This is a genomic window from Clostridium amazonense (assembly GCF_056431285.1).
The window spans coordinates 1-15,006 of the sequence record NZ_JBWKMH010000024.1; the positions used below are offsets into that span (position 1 = coordinate 1).

The 15,006-nt window shown below is 25.8% G+C and carries 16 protein-coding genes; 15 read left to right on the forward strand and 1 reads right to left on the reverse strand.

From position 1 onward, the window contains the following. The first annotated feature begins 327 nt into the window (after positions 1–327). From AC07E4_RS09340 to AC07E4_RS09410, 15 genes are all read left to right on the forward strand, one after another. Positions 328–1,101, forward strand: coding sequence for a GNAT family N-acetyltransferase (locus AC07E4_RS09340; RefSeq protein ID WP_478216218.1), 774 nt, complete (start codon positions 328–330; stop codon positions 1,099–1,101). Beyond that, on the forward strand, positions 1,094–1,231 hold the full coding sequence (locus AC07E4_RS09345) for a hypothetical protein (protein WP_478216219.1): 138 nt from the start codon (positions 1,094–1,096) through the stop codon (positions 1,229–1,231). The genes AC07E4_RS09340 and AC07E4_RS09345 overlap by 8 nt, the downstream gene beginning before the upstream one ends. Further along, positions 1,210–1,839 (forward strand): class I SAM-dependent methyltransferase, encoded by a 630-nt coding sequence (locus AC07E4_RS09350; protein ID WP_478216220.1) that lies wholly within the window; start codon positions 1,210–1,212, stop codon positions 1,837–1,839. The genes AC07E4_RS09345 and AC07E4_RS09350 overlap by 22 nt, the downstream gene beginning before the upstream one ends. Positions 1,840–2,361: 522 nt before the next feature. Beyond that, positions 2,362–4,074, forward strand: coding sequence for a M3 family oligoendopeptidase (locus AC07E4_RS09355; RefSeq protein ID WP_478216221.1), 1,713 nt, complete (start codon positions 2,362–2,364; stop codon positions 4,072–4,074). Positions 4,075–4,466: 392 nt separating this feature from the next. Next, positions 4,467–4,634, forward strand: coding sequence for a transposase (locus AC07E4_RS09360; protein ID WP_478216222.1), 168 nt, complete (start codon positions 4,467–4,469; stop codon positions 4,632–4,634). Between the two features lie 207 nt (positions 4,635–4,841). Next, positions 4,842–5,555 (forward strand): SAM-dependent methyltransferase, encoded by a 714-nt coding sequence (locus AC07E4_RS09365; protein WP_478216223.1) that lies wholly within the window; start codon positions 4,842–4,844, stop codon positions 5,553–5,555. A gap of 257 nt (positions 5,556–5,812) precedes the next feature. After that, positions 5,813–6,655, forward strand: a complete 843-nt coding sequence (locus tag AC07E4_RS09370; protein WP_478216224.1) for a GNAT family N-acetyltransferase — start codon at positions 5,813–5,815, stop codon at positions 6,653–6,655. Between the two features lie 267 nt (positions 6,656–6,922). Further along, positions 6,923–7,456, forward strand: a complete 534-nt coding sequence (locus AC07E4_RS09375) for a DUF7010 family protein (protein ID WP_040327391.1) — start codon at positions 6,923–6,925, stop codon at positions 7,454–7,456. A 179-nt stretch (positions 7,457–7,635) separates the two neighbouring features. Further along, positions 7,636–8,001: a hypothetical protein gene (locus AC07E4_RS09380; protein WP_478216225.1), complete on the forward strand. Its 366-nt coding sequence runs from the start codon at positions 7,636–7,638 to the stop codon at positions 7,999–8,001. Between the two features lie 282 nt (positions 8,002–8,283). Then, entirely contained in the window at positions 8,284–8,661 is a 378-nt protein-coding gene (locus AC07E4_RS09385) for an SdpI family protein (protein WP_478216226.1), read from the forward strand. Positions 8,662–8,756: 95 nt separating this feature from the next. Continuing rightward, positions 8,757–9,587, forward strand: a complete 831-nt coding sequence (locus AC07E4_RS09390) for a carbon-nitrogen hydrolase family protein (RefSeq protein WP_478216227.1) — start codon at positions 8,757–8,759, stop codon at positions 9,585–9,587. A gap of 142 nt (positions 9,588–9,729) precedes the next feature. Next, positions 9,730–10,500 (forward strand): methyltransferase domain-containing protein, encoded by a 771-nt coding sequence (locus AC07E4_RS09395; RefSeq protein WP_478216228.1) that lies wholly within the window; start codon positions 9,730–9,732, stop codon positions 10,498–10,500. Positions 10,501–10,576: 76 nt separating this feature from the next. Beyond that, a complete protein-coding gene (locus tag AC07E4_RS09400) occupies positions 10,577–11,095 on the forward strand; it encodes a GNAT family N-acetyltransferase (protein WP_478216229.1) in 519 nt (172 codons plus the stop codon). A 69-nt stretch (positions 11,096–11,164) separates the two neighbouring features. Continuing rightward, positions 11,165–11,725 carry a GNAT family N-acetyltransferase gene (locus AC07E4_RS09405; protein WP_040327395.1) on the forward strand — a complete coding sequence of 187 codons (561 nt, stop codon included), beginning with the start codon at positions 11,165–11,167 and terminating at the stop codon, positions 11,723–11,725. 73 nt (positions 11,726–11,798) lie between these two features. Beyond that, a complete protein-coding gene (locus tag AC07E4_RS09410; RefSeq protein WP_040327396.1) occupies positions 11,799–13,178 on the forward strand; it encodes a hypothetical protein in 1,380 nt (459 codons plus the stop codon). Between the two features lie 342 nt (positions 13,179–13,520). On the opposite strand, the gene AC07E4_RS09415 is transcribed toward AC07E4_RS09410, so the two are convergent. Next, positions 13,521–14,909 carry a DUF4317 domain-containing protein gene (locus tag AC07E4_RS09415; RefSeq protein ID WP_478216230.1) on the reverse strand — a complete coding sequence of 463 codons (1,389 nt, stop codon included), beginning with the start codon at positions 14,907–14,909 and terminating at the stop codon, positions 13,521–13,523. Positions 14,910–15,006: the final 97 nt, after the last annotated feature.

The window sequence follows — 15,006 nt, forward strand, 5'->3', positions numbered from 1 at the left end:
CTTTAAAAGAATACATTCTTCAATTGATTATAGAACCCCAAATGAGTTCTATAATCTAAAAAATAGTAATTTTAAGAATAAGCTAGTAATTAGCATTTAGAGTCTACTTTTATGGGGCCAATCCGATACACTCATGGGATGTAATTAGAATTGATAATTATTTAGATGTTGAAAATTTAAATGAAAATTTTATATTAGGTAATCCTAAATATATTGGATGGGCGCCTATTGAAAGAGTATTGATAGGATGTCAGTATAAATCTATAGAAGACAATAAATCTATTATATGAATTAAAGATAATATTGAGAGTAGTTAGGAGAATAAAAATGAATAAAGAAGAAATAAGAAAAATAGTGAAAGAAAATCTTAGTAAATATTTAGATTGTAAAATAGAAATTTTTGAAGAAAGTGGAGTAGTTTTTCAAACACCTAATAAATTAAATGAATTTCAACAAAATCCATTTTTAGAGATAACAAGTATTGAAAAAGCTGTTATTGTTTCAGCTTCAAATGAAATAATAAATAATATAAAACCATTATTAACTGAAAAATCAAGAGATGAGTTATTTGAATGTCCTTTAATATATGGACAATCTATTTATTATATCCCTGATATAAAAAGTTTAAAAATTCATGATTTATTGCCACAATATAAATATTTTTATTTAGAGGGAAAAGATATAGAAAAATTAAAAGATATTAAAGAATTTTCTAACTCATTAGAATTTGATAAAGATGGAAGTATAGCTACTACAATTGTATTTTTTGCAATGAAAGATAATGAAATTGTAGGACTTGCAGGTGCATCAAATGAATATGATAACATGTGGGAAATAGGCATAGATGTTAAAAAAAATTATAGAACTAATGGATTAGCAACTGTTCTTGTAAATCATTTAATGAACAAAATATTACGTAAAAATATTGTGCCAATATACTGTGCTTCATCAACTAATATTGCATCACAAACTGTAGCACATAGGGCTGGATTAATTCCTTATTGGACAAGCACATACAAAAATATATTTGATGGTAGTTCAGTTTACAATGAGTTAGTAAAAAGTATATATGTACATTATGGAGAAAACATAGATGGATAATAAAATAATACATGAAATTAATAAGAATTATTGGAATAAACATGCTAATGAATGGTTTGGTGTTACAGCATTACCACAATATGGAACTCTTTTGTTACAGAAGATGAGTTGCATCTATTTGGTGATGTAAAAGGGTTAAAATTACTTGAAATTGGTTGTGGTAGTGGTCACTCTTTAAAATATCATGCAGATAATGGTGCTTCTGAATTATGGGGTATTGACATGTCTAATGAACAATTAAATAATGCTAATAATTATTTAAGAAAAAACAACTATACTGCAAAACTAATTTGTTCACCTATGGAAGAAGAATGTGGAATACCAACAAATTATTTTGATTTTGTGTACTCAATTTATGCTATTGGTTGGACAACTAATCTTGAAAATACATTCACAAAAATAGCATCTTATTTAAAGAAAGATGGAATTTTTATTTTCAGTTGGCAGCATCCTCTACATAGTTGTGTTAGTGTAAATGACAATAGATTTTTATTTGAAAAATCTTACTTTGATGAATCATGGTTTATACAATCAATGGTTGGTGAAAGTAATGCAATTCTTTGTAGTCGTAAAATTTCAACTTATATTAATGCATTATCAAAATCTGGATTCATAATTGAACAAATGGTTGAAGAGACAGATAAAAAGATATTAAATCTATTTGGGGATATTTCACCCAAAATGGAAAAAGCAAAAATGTTGCCATTATCGTTTGTATTTAAAGCGAGAAAACTTTAGAAAATATAATAATTATATGATGGAAGAACAGAATTATTAAAGAAGATGATTTATATCTATTTGGTGATGTAAAAGGGTTAAAATTACTTGAAATTGGTTATGGTAGTGGCCATTCTTTAAAATATCATGCAGATAATGGTACTTCTGAATTATGGGGGATTGAAATCCTTATTATCAATAGCTTTTGCTTATTTATTTCTGAAACTAGAGTTTTAGGATTGTTCTCTTTAACTTTTGGCTTTAAACATGAAGTATCATAGATGAGTTTGCTATTATGACCTTTGTTTGGTGAATCCTTAGGCAAATTCTCATCAAATTTATCACCAATTTCAATAACTTTAAGAGTCATTGAAATTAAAGAGTTCGGCAATTTGTTTTTTTAATTAAATTTTAAATCTGCTGAAAAATATTTCATTAGGAATTTTACTATCAAATTGACAAAACTTTCGTACATTAGCAGATAAACTTAAAAATATACAAAGAAGAGTAGTGGTAGCAATAATATGTTAAGGGAGTGTTATAATGAAGTTTGAGGATATAAATTATAAAAGACCTGATATAGATGGGTTTGCAAAAGAAGTGTCGAAACTATTAGAAGGATTTAAGATTTCAAAATCTTTAGACAATCAAAAGGAGATAATTTACAATATAAACTCATTAAGGAATAATGTTCTTACAATGGCGATGGTGGGGGAATTTAGGAATCTTATAAACATTAAAGATGAGGAGTATAATGAAGAATCAAAATATATAAACCAAAAATGGCCTGTATATGAATTGACTGTTTCAAATTTTTATAAGGAATTAATTAATTCTAAATTCTATCAGGATATCATTGATACCTATGGTGAACAATTAATGAATATTGCAAAATCAAGCATTAATACTGTAACTGAAGATGTGTTAGGAGATTTAGAATTAGAAAATAAATTACAGAAAGATTATACCAAAGTTATAGCATCAGCAAAAATTCAGTATAAGGGAGAGCTTAGAACATTATCCCAACTTAAATATTTTTGTTTATCTGAAGATAGAATTATTAGGAAGGAAGCAAATGAGAAAAAATATGAATTATTTGGGAAAATTTCTTTGGAAATAGATAATATATTAGATTCTTTAATAAAAGTAAGAGTTAAAGTTGCTGAAAAACTTGGATATAATTCATTTATTGAGCTCGCTTATGCAAGGTTAAATAGAACAGGATATTCATCTAAAGATATAGAAAGTTTTAGAAATTTGGTAGTAAAGTATATTGTTCCATTATGCACTAAACTTAACATAGAACAGCAAGAAAGACTTCAAATAGATTGTTTAAAATATTATGATGATGAAATGGATAGCATAAAATATGAGCAAAATAACGTAAAAGACGTAGAGTGGCTTAAAGATAAATTTGAAATAGTTTGTGAAACATTATCTATAGAAACTAAGGAATTATTTGAAATTATGAAGCAAAATAATTTGATGAATTTAGAAGCTAAAGAAGGAAAAGCAAAAGTTTCAATGTCTACTTATTTATGTGATTTTAAATATCCATATATAATCGCAAGTTTAACAGGAATAAGAAAAGATTTTAAAACTTTAGCTCATGAATTTGGTCATGCTTTTCAAATGTATGTTTTTAATGAAAAAAATGACATACCAGAATATATTTTACCTACAAAAGAAGCTGCAGAATTCAGTTCAATAGCTATGGAATTTTTAATTTGGCCTTATCTTAATGGGATTATGGAAGAGGCGGAGACATATAAGTTTAACCATTTAAAGGACGTAGTTAAGTGGATACCATATAGAGCATGTATTGATGAATTTCAAGAATATATATACAGTAAACCACAAATAACGATAAAAGAAAGAAAATTAAAATGGAGACAATTAGAGGAAAAGTATATGCCATATTTAAATTATGATGGCAATAAATATCTAGAAGAAGGTAACTTTTGGCAACAACAATCACATATATTTACATTTCCATTTTATTATATAGATTATGCATTAGCTCAGATATGTGTTTTACAATTATGGTCAATATGTGAAATAGATAAAAATAAAGCATGGGAAGTTTATTTGGATATTTGTAAAAAAGGAGGAAGTCTATCTTTTTTAAATTTAATAAAAAGCGCAAATATTTCTTCACCATTTGAAGAGGAAACTTTTATTGATATAAGACAAGCAATTAATAAATGGCTATATGCTTATGAAAATAAAAAATATAAAGGTGTGACACATTGCTAATTGAAAAGATTAGCCATTAACCGATAGAGTAAGAGAACTGATAACTTGAAAAGTCAAATGGGAGGGTAACATCTTGAAGGGCTTCTCTGATACTACGATTAGTGAAATTTTAGTAAGATAAGCTCGGTGAAGTCGGTTGAGATTACACATCAAGAAGCAATAGCTTCAGGAAATGCGAACTAGAGGTGGTCGAGTGTAAGAAAGAATAGGAGAGTCCATAAAACACCGACGCACAGTAGAATACTTCATATGTAGTATTGCAAGAAGAGATAGTAAAATAAGACAGAAATTTGTTTACACAATGGATAATAGTAGTTTAGCAGTATAGGTGACATTAAACGTATAAACATATACCAACCGATTTTGATGTTAGTATAAAGTAGTGTTCACAGATGAGTAGAAGCAAAAGATATACAGATGATTACAAAGAGATGATAGTTAGGCTTTATAAGTCAGGAATGGCATTAGTTGAGTTAAGCAGCGAATATTGTATTGCAAAATCAATAATAAGTGATTGGGTTAAAGAACTAAGAGAAATTAAAGTTAATCTTTTGTGCTAATTTAATTTTTTAAGATTATGTTTCATCATTATGATAATTAATCAAAGTGAATAAAATGCATAGCACCTTAAATTTAGAGGTTTTAGATCTAAGGGTATATTATCCAAAGATAAGTTCTTTTATCTTACGAATATTTAGTATGTTATTTTGTATTTTATTTATACGTTACATTTAATAGTGTAATACTACTATTGAGAAAGGGAAAAAATGAAATATTTAAAAAGTAAAAAATACAACAATGAATTTCTAAAAGAAAATATGATGGGTCCTAATTCAATGATAATATTGGAAAAATTGCTGGAGAATGTTAACTTAAAAAGCAATATGAGAGTATTAGATTTAGGTTGTGGTAAGGGATTAACATCAATATTTTTAGCAAAAGAATATGGAGTGCAAGTATTTGCAGTAGATTTATGGATTTCAGCAAGTGAAAACTATAAACGATTTAAAAGTATGGGCTTAGAAAATCAAATTATACCAATACATGCAGATGCAACAGAGTTGCCTTTTGCAGATGAGTATTTTGATGCTGTCATAAGTGTAGATGCATATCATTATTTTGGAAGTAATGAAACATATTTTGATAAATACTTATCAAAATTATTGAAAAAAGATGCATTAATTGCTATTGGTATTCCTGGCATGAAGTCTGAAATACATAATCGTATTCCAGATAAAATGAAATCTTACTGGGAAGAAGAGGCACTTGCAACATGGAATTCTTGCGATTGGTGGAAAAATTTATTATTAAAATCAACTAGTTTTGAAATTAAAAAAATTCAAGAAATGGATTGCTTTGATGATGCATGGCAAGCTTGGTTAAATACAGATAATAAATTTGCACTTGAAGATAGGGCTATGATTAAAGCAGATAATGGTGAATATATGAATTTGATTTGCATTATAGGAAATAAGAGATAAGTATATTATAGGGGTTCAAGCTGAAAAATGAAATTATTCAAATATTAAATGAGGATAGTGTTAGTAAAGGAAGCAGTAATTATTTAAAACGTTATTCATAAAAATTTCAAAGAAACTCTAATAAATTTGCCATTTTATTTCCAAGAGTAAACGTCTATAAGTGAACTAAATTAAGAGCTATGTAATTAAATTCTAGTCTATTTTTTATAACTTCATTTAATGTCAAAAAATAAAAGTGTAGGAGCTTGATAAATAAAATGATTTGTGAACTTAGTAAAAATGAATATCATAAAATAAGATCTTTGATTAAGGGGCAAGAAGATATAAATGTTACTATAAATTCAATTATTGATAAAAATAATCGTGGAAAAATATATGTTGATAATTTAGATAAACCTAGAGTTGCAATTATTTGGGCAATAGGATGTATGTATTATATTATTGGCGATACAGATAATGAAGACTTTAATAGTTCTTTAGATACTTTTATTACAAATGTACTTGGACCAGATAGTTTAGCAATTTGTGGTGGCACTCATTTTGGAATTACTATTTATCAAGATGAAAATAAGTGGACAAGAAATCTAAATGCTATTTTTAATTATAGAAATCCATACAAAGAATATCGCTATTACTATGTTTTTGATAAAAATAAATATAAAAATTATGAAAATGATTTACCAGAAGGATATATAATTAAAAGAATTGATAAGGATATTATTAATAATGACTTGGAAAATTTAATTGTAAATGATATTTTAGGTGATTTTTGGATTTCAGTTGATAACTTTTTAGACAAAGGTATTGGTTTTTGCGTTTTAAAAGAAAATAAAATTATTAGCAATTGCTTTAGTGGATATGTAAGTGGAGAATTTCATGATATTGTTATTAGAACTTATGGAGAAGAAAATGAAAGAAAAGGTTTTGCAACATCTGTATCTAGAGCATTTATAGATTGTTGCATTCTAAATAATATTACACCATGTTGGAGCACTGACGAAGAAAATATAAGTTCTCAGAAAATTGCAGAAAAGTGTGGATTTAAGTTATATAAAAAATGTAAATCTTATTATTTTCCTTTTTTACAAGAACATAAATAAATCTTAAATAATGAATATTTATTGTAATATGGTATGAATATTAGTTATCAAATTACAGAATTTAAATGTAAAAAATTATGATAATTAAATCTACAATAGGGATAGGGTAGATTTTAAATGTATAACCTGATGAAATGTTTAAATAGATGTAGGTGAAATATGTAATATATCTACATTAGCTATGTTAAATATTTCAGAATATAATGGACGAACAGAATTATTAAAAAAGATAGCAAATCAAATAATATAAATTTATGGAGGATTAAAATGAGTTTAGATGAATTAAGGTTGGATTGTGCATTAAAACAAAAAAGGGGACTTCATATTATTATAGCTTCAATTATTATATGGGTAGCTATTTTATGTATACACTTATCTTCAATAAATATTTTAACTAAGAATTTATTTACATTTTGTTGTACAGCTCCATTATTACCAATTTCATATGGTATTTCAAAAGTTATTAAAATAGATTTTCAAAACAAGAAAAATCCTTTGACTAAATTAGGTATATTGTTTTCAGTAAATCAAATGTTGTACTTGCTTATTGCTATGTGGGTATATCCGACAGTACCAGATAAAATGTTGATGGTTATAGCTATAATTTTTGGAGCACATCTAATGCCTTATAGTTGGTTATATAAATCAAAAGTATATTTTGTTTTATCCATTATAATTCCTATATGTTCATTATTAATTGGACTTAAATTTCAGCCATTTATTCTTGCTATTATGATGATATTATTTCAAATGTTTTTTTCTGTAAGTCTTATTATTGAAAATAAAAAACTAGAAAAATAGAATATTAGAAGTAATAGAATATAGAAAAATTAAAAAGCATTAGAAGAACTCACGAAGCAGAGTGATATACTTTTGTATTTAGCAAGAAAAAGATAAATGCTTTAAAATCTTATATTTTCAGCTAAAGGCAATTGTATTATAATACAATTTATATAAACTAAAATTTGAGGTGAAATAATATGGATAAATATACAAAAGAAGAATTGATAGAAGCACTAAAAGTTGTATCCTCAACTATAAGTAAGTGTGAAAAAATGCAACCCAAGTTTGCAGAAGGCACATCTCAACATACACTTCTTAGAAATAGGATAAAGGCTATGTATATTTCAAGAGCAGTAATAGCAAATGAAAATACTATAGAAAAATATACAAAAGAAGAATTAGTAAAAGCGCTACCACCAGTATCTTCAATTATAAGTAAATGTGAAAAAGCACAGTTAAAATTTGAGGAGGGTACATCTTATTATAAGCGTTTTAAGAAGATAATAGATGCAATGTATATTTCAAAATCATTAATAATGAATGAAATTAGTACAAGAGATTAATTTGATGAAACACACTACATTAAAGTGCTACAGAACTCAGAAATGAATTTGTAGTATTTTGTTTTATATTAAACTCTTTTATGTAATAAGAATACTATAATTTAATTAAAAGACTCTTCTAACTAATGTACAAGTTAAGAATACATGTAATTTAAAAGATTTTCCTAAAAATATTATTTATAAGTATATTTTATAGTATTTACAAAATATATTGTTCATAAAATATAATAACAGTATATTTTGTTTTAAAAATACATGAGATATAAATTGGAGGAATTAAATATGGGGTTTTGGATATTTATGATGATTACAAATTTATTAATTCCATTTACTATGTTGGGATTTGGAAAATACTCTAGCAAAAATGCACCAAAAGAAATTAATGATATTTTTGGATATAGAACATCTATGTCAAAAAAGAATAAAGATACTTGGGAGTTTGCACATCATTACTGCGGAAAGTTATGGATTAAATGTGGATGGATAACATTAGTGTTTTCCATTATAGCAATGTTAGTTGTAATAGGTAAAGCTATAAATGTTGTAGGAATTACTAGTGGAATAGTTTGCATAGTTCAATGCATTGTTCTTATAGGTTCAATTTTCATTGTGGAACGAGCATTAAAAAAGAAATTTGATAACAATGGTAAATTAAGATAAAAATTATTACTCTATATAACAAAATAGCTCATGATTAGCAATTTTAAAAGATAAATTTACTATATGAGAGTTTAATTTATTTGGAGGATTTAAGAATGAAGATTGCAGTAGTTAATTTCAATTCTAATAATAATATTTACAAGAATGTTTTATTAATGAAAAAATATATATTTAAGGCAATAGAATATAAAGTTAATTTTATTATATTTCCAGAGTTATGTTTGACTGGATATGAGTATTATATGACAGATACAAAAGTTTTAGATGAAAAAAAATTAAGTAGCATAATAAACTCATTTTTAAAAATATCAAAAGAAAATAATATATATATTTGTTTTGGTTCTCCTTATTTTATTAAAGAAAAAATATATAATTCAGCAATTATAGTATGTCCAAATGGAATTGTAAAAGTATATAATAAAATTCATCTATATGGTGATGAACATAAGATATTTTCAAAAGGTACACGCCCACTAATTTTAAACACTGAATATGGTAAATTGGGTTTTGGAATTTGTTATGACACAGTAAGCTTTCCAGAATTAATTAGATATTATGCTTATAATGGTGTAAACCTTTATATCAATATATGGGCTATTAAGTTATTCAATATAAAAGAATCACAAGATTATATAAAAAGAATAATGGAATATCATGTTCAAAGTAATGGTATATATTTAGCTAGTTCAAATGTTTGTGGAGTTCAAAATAATGAGAGGTTTTTAGGTGGGAGCTGTGTTGTTGGACCCGATACAATAAATGAGTGCCCAGTTCATTATTACTGCAATTCTAAATTATTGAAAGAAGAAAATATATTTATAGCTGATATTAAATTAGAAGAAAATTTGAGGTTTATTTATGATGGAAATAGGTTCAACTCTAATCCAGATTTTAATATAAATTTATATAAGTGTTGGTATAATTAAGATATAAATAATACTTAAGTTTATATTGAAAAGTCTTAATTTTTTGAATTAAAAAATTTAAAATAAAAGTAAAACATATTTTCCAAAGATTAAGTTGGTGTACAAGCGAGTATGTTAGACATTGTAAGGAGAGTAAGTGACTATGGATATGAGATTAAAGTTTAATGAGGACGTATATAATTATGATAAAGCCAGGCCCAGTTATCCAAAAGAAATGTTTTTAGATATAATTAATTATTCAAATATCAATTTTAAACATAAGGCTTTAGAAATCGGAATTGGCACTGGAAAGGCAACTATGCCTATTTTGCAATCTGGGTGCAATGTTACTTCAATTGAATTAGGAAATAATCTTGCAGAGCATGTAAAGGATAAATTTGGCAATTATAGTAATTTTAATGTTCTTAATGATGATTTTATGAAGTATCCATTTGATAGTGAATCTCTTGATTTTATATATTCAGCAACTGCATTTCATTGGCTTCCAGAAGAGGAAGCATTTACAAAAATACAGAATATTTTAAAAATGAACGGTACTATAGCACTATTTTGGAACCATCCATTTCCGAATAGAGAAGATGACATTAGTAATATTGTAAATAGAAAAATTTATGATAAATATAGACCTACTAATAAGAAGATAGAAGAATTTTCAAAAAAAGATTGTGAAATATATGTTGACAAGCTAAATAAATTTGGATTTAAAGATGTTGTATGTAAGTTATATCATAGAAAAAGAACGCTTACATCTGATGAGTATATAGAATTACTAAATACATATTCAGATCATCGTGCATTACAAATAGATTTAAAGAATAATTTTGAAAGAGATATGAAATCTTCAATTGATGAAGTTGGTGGCAAAATAAATATATATGACACAATAGATTTGTATTTAGCAAGAAAGCTATAAATAAAGAAATTTATTGATAATAAAATTAGTGTTTATAACAAAATATTAATAATTAGGAAAAGAGGGTATAGATTATATGATTATAGAAGAATTTCAAACAGATAGATTAATTATGAAAAGTACTAAGAAAGAAGATACAACATTTTGCTTAGATATGTGGTTAGATGATGAGATGGGCAAATATCTTTCAGATCCACCAAGAGATAAAGCTGGTGACACTTATTTAAAGTGGAAAGAGGATATAGAAATTTATGATGGTTGCTACTATTTTATTGCAATTTCAAAAGAAACAGGAGATTATATTGGAGCATGTAGCACAGTTCCAAGTGAAGATAATAAACATTGGGATTTAGGATATAGTGTTCATAAAAAATATTGGAAGCAAGGTTATGGTACAGAAATGATAAATGGACTAATTAAATTTTGCTATATTAACGGTGGAAGAAAAATTACAGCTGATGTAGCAAAAGAAAATGCAGCATCTAATGCATTATTAAGAAAACTTAAATTCTACATTGAAAAAGAGAGTACTTTTAAAAAGAATGGAACGGACATTATATATGAGAATTATACTTATAGACTTGATTTAAATTAAATATAGTTAAAAAGAAGTTTTATAATTAAACCTTATAATTATTTTAATTTAAAATATGGAGGTAAGATTATGTTAAATCATAAAGGCACTAAAATGTTAAAGACGGAGAGATTAATATTAAGGAAAATATTTCCAGAAGATGCTGAAATGGTTTATAAATGGATGAGCGATCCAGAAGTATGCAAATATGAACGTTGGAATGTCCATAAAAATAGCGATTTTACTCGTGGATATATTATTGAAGTATTTGATGATTATAAATCTGATTATACATACCAATGGGGCATAGAATTAAATAAAAGGTTGATAGGTTCCATTAGTATTGTAAATGTTGATGATTTTGATCAAAAAGCAGTTATGGGGTATTGCATTGAAAAAAACTTTTGGTCTAATGGATATGCAACAGAAGCTGTAAAAGCAGTTTTAAAATATATGTTTATTGAAATAGGCATAAATAGAATTGAGGCTTCTCATTCTGTAAATAATAAAGCTTCAGGCAGGGTGTTAGAAAAGGCAGGTATGATATTAGAAGGTCATGCAAAAGACTACTATTATTGTAATATGGGTTTTCAAGATAGTTATCTTTATGGGTTAACTAAAAGTATGTATATTAAAAATAATTTTAGTTAGAAAAGTATAACATATCTGATAGATGTATAAAGTAACTTGTATAGATATATTAATATAATGAAAGAGGGTATAAATGGAAAATGACAATTTAAATAATAAATCTATAAACCCTTGGCATAATCCTATAAGTAATATTACATGGGGTTTTATGTTTACTTTAATAACTTTTAATTTTTTAAATCTGCAATATATATTAACAACAGTAGGTGCTATTTTATTATATATTGGATTCTATAATTTACGTAAGGAAAATGAAGCGCTTAACATTGCATGGATTTTTTCTATAATAAATATAATAATTCATATGTTAAAACTAATATTTATAAGTACACCATTAAATATTAAATTTCAAAGAAGCATCATAATGACTATTATTTTAATTGTTTTTAACATAAGCTTTCTTATTATATTTCAAAATGGATTAAAAAATATTTTTAAAAATGCCAATGTAATTCAACGTAAAAATCCAATTTTATATATGATTATTTTAGAAATCATTATTTTAATTTGTGCTACAACAGGAATTGGTAGTAGTTTTTTTGTAGTTATCCCAATACTTTTTTTCTGTTTTTATAATTTACACTCACTTTATAAACTAAAAGATGATTTAAGTAATATTGAAAAATTAAATAAATCTGCAAATATTAATGCAAATAAATATATTTTTGTATATGTACTATTCTGCTTTCTTATAGTTATTATTTGTAACTTATCATTTAATCATATTAAATTAGAAAGTAAAAAAGTTGCTTTAAAAAATGCTGAAGAGATAAGATATAAACTTATAAATATGAAATTTCCAGATTATATTATTAAAGATATGTCAGATGAGGAAGTTAATTTGCTAAAAAATGCTGTAAAAATAGATGTATCTGATGAAATTTTAATGTTTGATAGTAAAGAAAAGAGTGTTAAGAATAAGTGGGGTGTATATAACAATATTACAAAACCTGGTAGAATGAATTTAAAATCAACACACATTTATATTGAGTTGAAAAATAATACAATGTATGCACTTGAATATTTTCAATGGCTAGATGGAAAGGCCTATTGGCATGATGGTTTTACTATTAGTTGTTCGGAGAAAACAGAAATTGTAAGTGGAAAGCTATTATATGAAAAAAATGAAGAAAACTATTTTGCAACTATACCAAGATTAAAAAATGAAACTAATATAGAAGAAGATTGGTTTGGTGGCAAAAGAGAAACAGAAAAAATCACTGGTGCTGTAAATTATCCTTTTGGATCAAAATCTCAAAGAGGATATGTGCTATATGAATTAAATCTTAAAGATAATAACTGTGATGGTATTAGTATATTTAATTATATACACTATAAAACTCCATTCAGGATTCCTTATAAAGAAACAGAACACAACAATTTAATGTTTAACAATAACTCAAAACAACACAGTCATAATTTTCCCTCTTGGGATTATTGTGAAACTAACTAAAAAAATATTGAAATTTGAAATCATAACTATGTAATATTAAATAATTACTACTTCTTTGAATAACATTACTATTATTCAAAGAAGTAGTTTAAAGTGTAGTACAAAATTAACAATTAATAATGAAGGGTAAAACTGAAATCTCAGTTTTTTTAATCAATTTTTATAATGATTTGCAACGCAAATTATTTCAACATCATTGTTAATTGCTAACTGTTAATTGTTAATTGGTTCCAAATATGATAATAGAATAAACTGTAATATCATTAGCATTATTTGATAAAACTATTATTTTTGATTCCAACTTGGAACCCCATAGTTATGATTGATTTTAATTTATAGATTTTAAAGTAAATTATCTAATCCATTAACTGTGGCTTGTTCAGTTTCTTTCATTGGAATAACTATACACTTTTCCCCATCAATTATTTGAGATTTTATTTGAGGAACTTTTTCAGGTTTTACTTGAAGTATAATGTCATAATTACTTTCATCATTATGATTTAAATTTGCATCATTATCTTTTTCTGATGAAACATTTTCAGGTTCATCTATTGATGAAATCTCACTTTCTTTAGATTCTTCATTTATATCATCTGAATCGTTAGGTGTTTTTTGCAATATAGTATTTTCGGTTTCAGGGTCTAAAGATGCTTCGCTTTTTATTTCATCAAGTTCATTTTTAAGTAGTTCTACTTGTTTTTCAAGATGTTTTTCTTTTCGTCTTTGAGCATTTGCTTTAAGTGCTTTTGTATCAATTAAATTTTCTGCTAATGGAAGGTCATCACCAAAATTTTCTACATAAGATTTTTCAATTTCCGTTGTAATATCCTCTGGAACACCACTATCCAACAATAGGTTTTGAATATCCTTTTTTGTTAATGTTATAGGTTCACAATCTGTGTCCTCATATATAGAATTATATTCATCTACCATAGCATTTAAATTTTCTTGTACTTCCATAAAAATCTTATCTGCTTTCTTCTCATCAGCACTAAAGGAATCTTTAATTATTAATTGAAAAGCTTCTTTTTGGACAGTAGTTGTTTGTTTTGAAGAGCATCCCAAAGCATTTTCCATTAATTCAGGATGAGTGTCTTTTGCATTTTTAGTATAATACATGACAGAATTAACATCAGAACTACGGTCAATAAAAGCAGGGAATACAAAACCATTAATTGGTGGATCAACAACCCAATCTCTAATTCTAGCTTTTATTTTATTTTCATTTTCAGAATATCTAAGACCAGGTTCTGAAAGTGAAACAGGGCATATTGCACATAAAACATATTCATAAACTTCTTCTGATTCATCTATTTTTCTATTATCAGAAGTTTTACTAATTACATCATAAGCATCATGAAATAGAAGTATCAAAAAATTACCGGTGTAATTAAAGTTATCTATAATTAAATCATAAAATCCATCAAGAATAGTATCATCTTTTAGTTGGCTTTTTTTCAATTGCATAAGAGAAAGCTGTCTTTCGTTCGTAAGTTCCTCGTTAAGTGGAAAGTTAAGTTCAAGAATATTATTTCCAATGGTTCCTGAAAGCACTTTCTTAGCAATTTCTAAGTATTTAAAGTATTCATCATCATCCAAATTTAAAAAGGTTTCTCTAAATTTTAAAATAACATGTTTTTCACTATTAACATAACAACCACACATTTTAGTGAATGTACAATGGTCTTTTTTAAATCTCTTTTTTAATTCAAGTATATCTTTTTTTCTCATATAAAAAACCCCTTAATGTAGTATTTATAGGGTTCCAAGTTAACTATTCTTAAACTTTCAACTATGGATTCCTATATAAGTAACATATTTACTAATA

Coding starts and splice junctions, on each gene's coding strand:
- AC07E4_RS09380 (WP_478216225.1), top strand. CDS start 7,636: ATGGATAAATATACAAAAGAAGAATTGATAGAAGCACTAAAAGTTGTA.
- AC07E4_RS09360 (WP_478216222.1), top strand. CDS start 4,467: ATGAGTAGAAGCAAAAGATATACAGATGATTACAAAGAGATGATAGTT.
- AC07E4_RS09415 (WP_478216230.1), bottom strand. CDS start 14,909: ATGAGAAAAAAAGATATACTTGAATTAAAAAAGAGATTTAAAAAAGAC.
- AC07E4_RS09390 (WP_478216227.1), top strand. CDS start 8,757: ATGAAGATTGCAGTAGTTAATTTCAATTCTAATAATAATATTTACAAG.
- AC07E4_RS09370 (WP_478216224.1), top strand. CDS start 5,813: ATGATTTGTGAACTTAGTAAAAATGAATATCATAAAATAAGATCTTTG.
- AC07E4_RS09355 (WP_478216221.1), top strand. CDS start 2,362: ATGAAGTTTGAGGATATAAATTATAAAAGACCTGATATAGATGGGTTT.
- AC07E4_RS09385 (WP_478216226.1), top strand. CDS start 8,284: ATGGGGTTTTGGATATTTATGATGATTACAAATTTATTAATTCCATTT.
- AC07E4_RS09365 (WP_478216223.1), top strand. CDS start 4,842: ATGAAATATTTAAAAAGTAAAAAATACAACAATGAATTTCTAAAAGAA.
- AC07E4_RS09345 (WP_478216219.1), top strand. CDS start 1,094: ATGGATAATAAAATAATACATGAAATTAATAAGAATTATTGGAATAAA.
- AC07E4_RS09340 (WP_478216218.1), top strand. CDS start 328: ATGAATAAAGAAGAAATAAGAAAAATAGTGAAAGAAAATCTTAGTAAA.
- AC07E4_RS09375 (WP_040327391.1), top strand. CDS start 6,923: ATGAGTTTAGATGAATTAAGGTTGGATTGTGCATTAAAACAAAAAAGG.
- AC07E4_RS09395 (WP_478216228.1), top strand. CDS start 9,730: ATGGATATGAGATTAAAGTTTAATGAGGACGTATATAATTATGATAAA.
- AC07E4_RS09405 (WP_040327395.1), top strand. CDS start 11,165: ATGTTAAATCATAAAGGCACTAAAATGTTAAAGACGGAGAGATTAATA.
- AC07E4_RS09400 (WP_478216229.1), top strand. CDS start 10,577: ATGATTATAGAAGAATTTCAAACAGATAGATTAATTATGAAAAGTACT.
- AC07E4_RS09410 (WP_040327396.1), top strand. CDS start 11,799: ATGGAAAATGACAATTTAAATAATAAATCTATAAACCCTTGGCATAAT.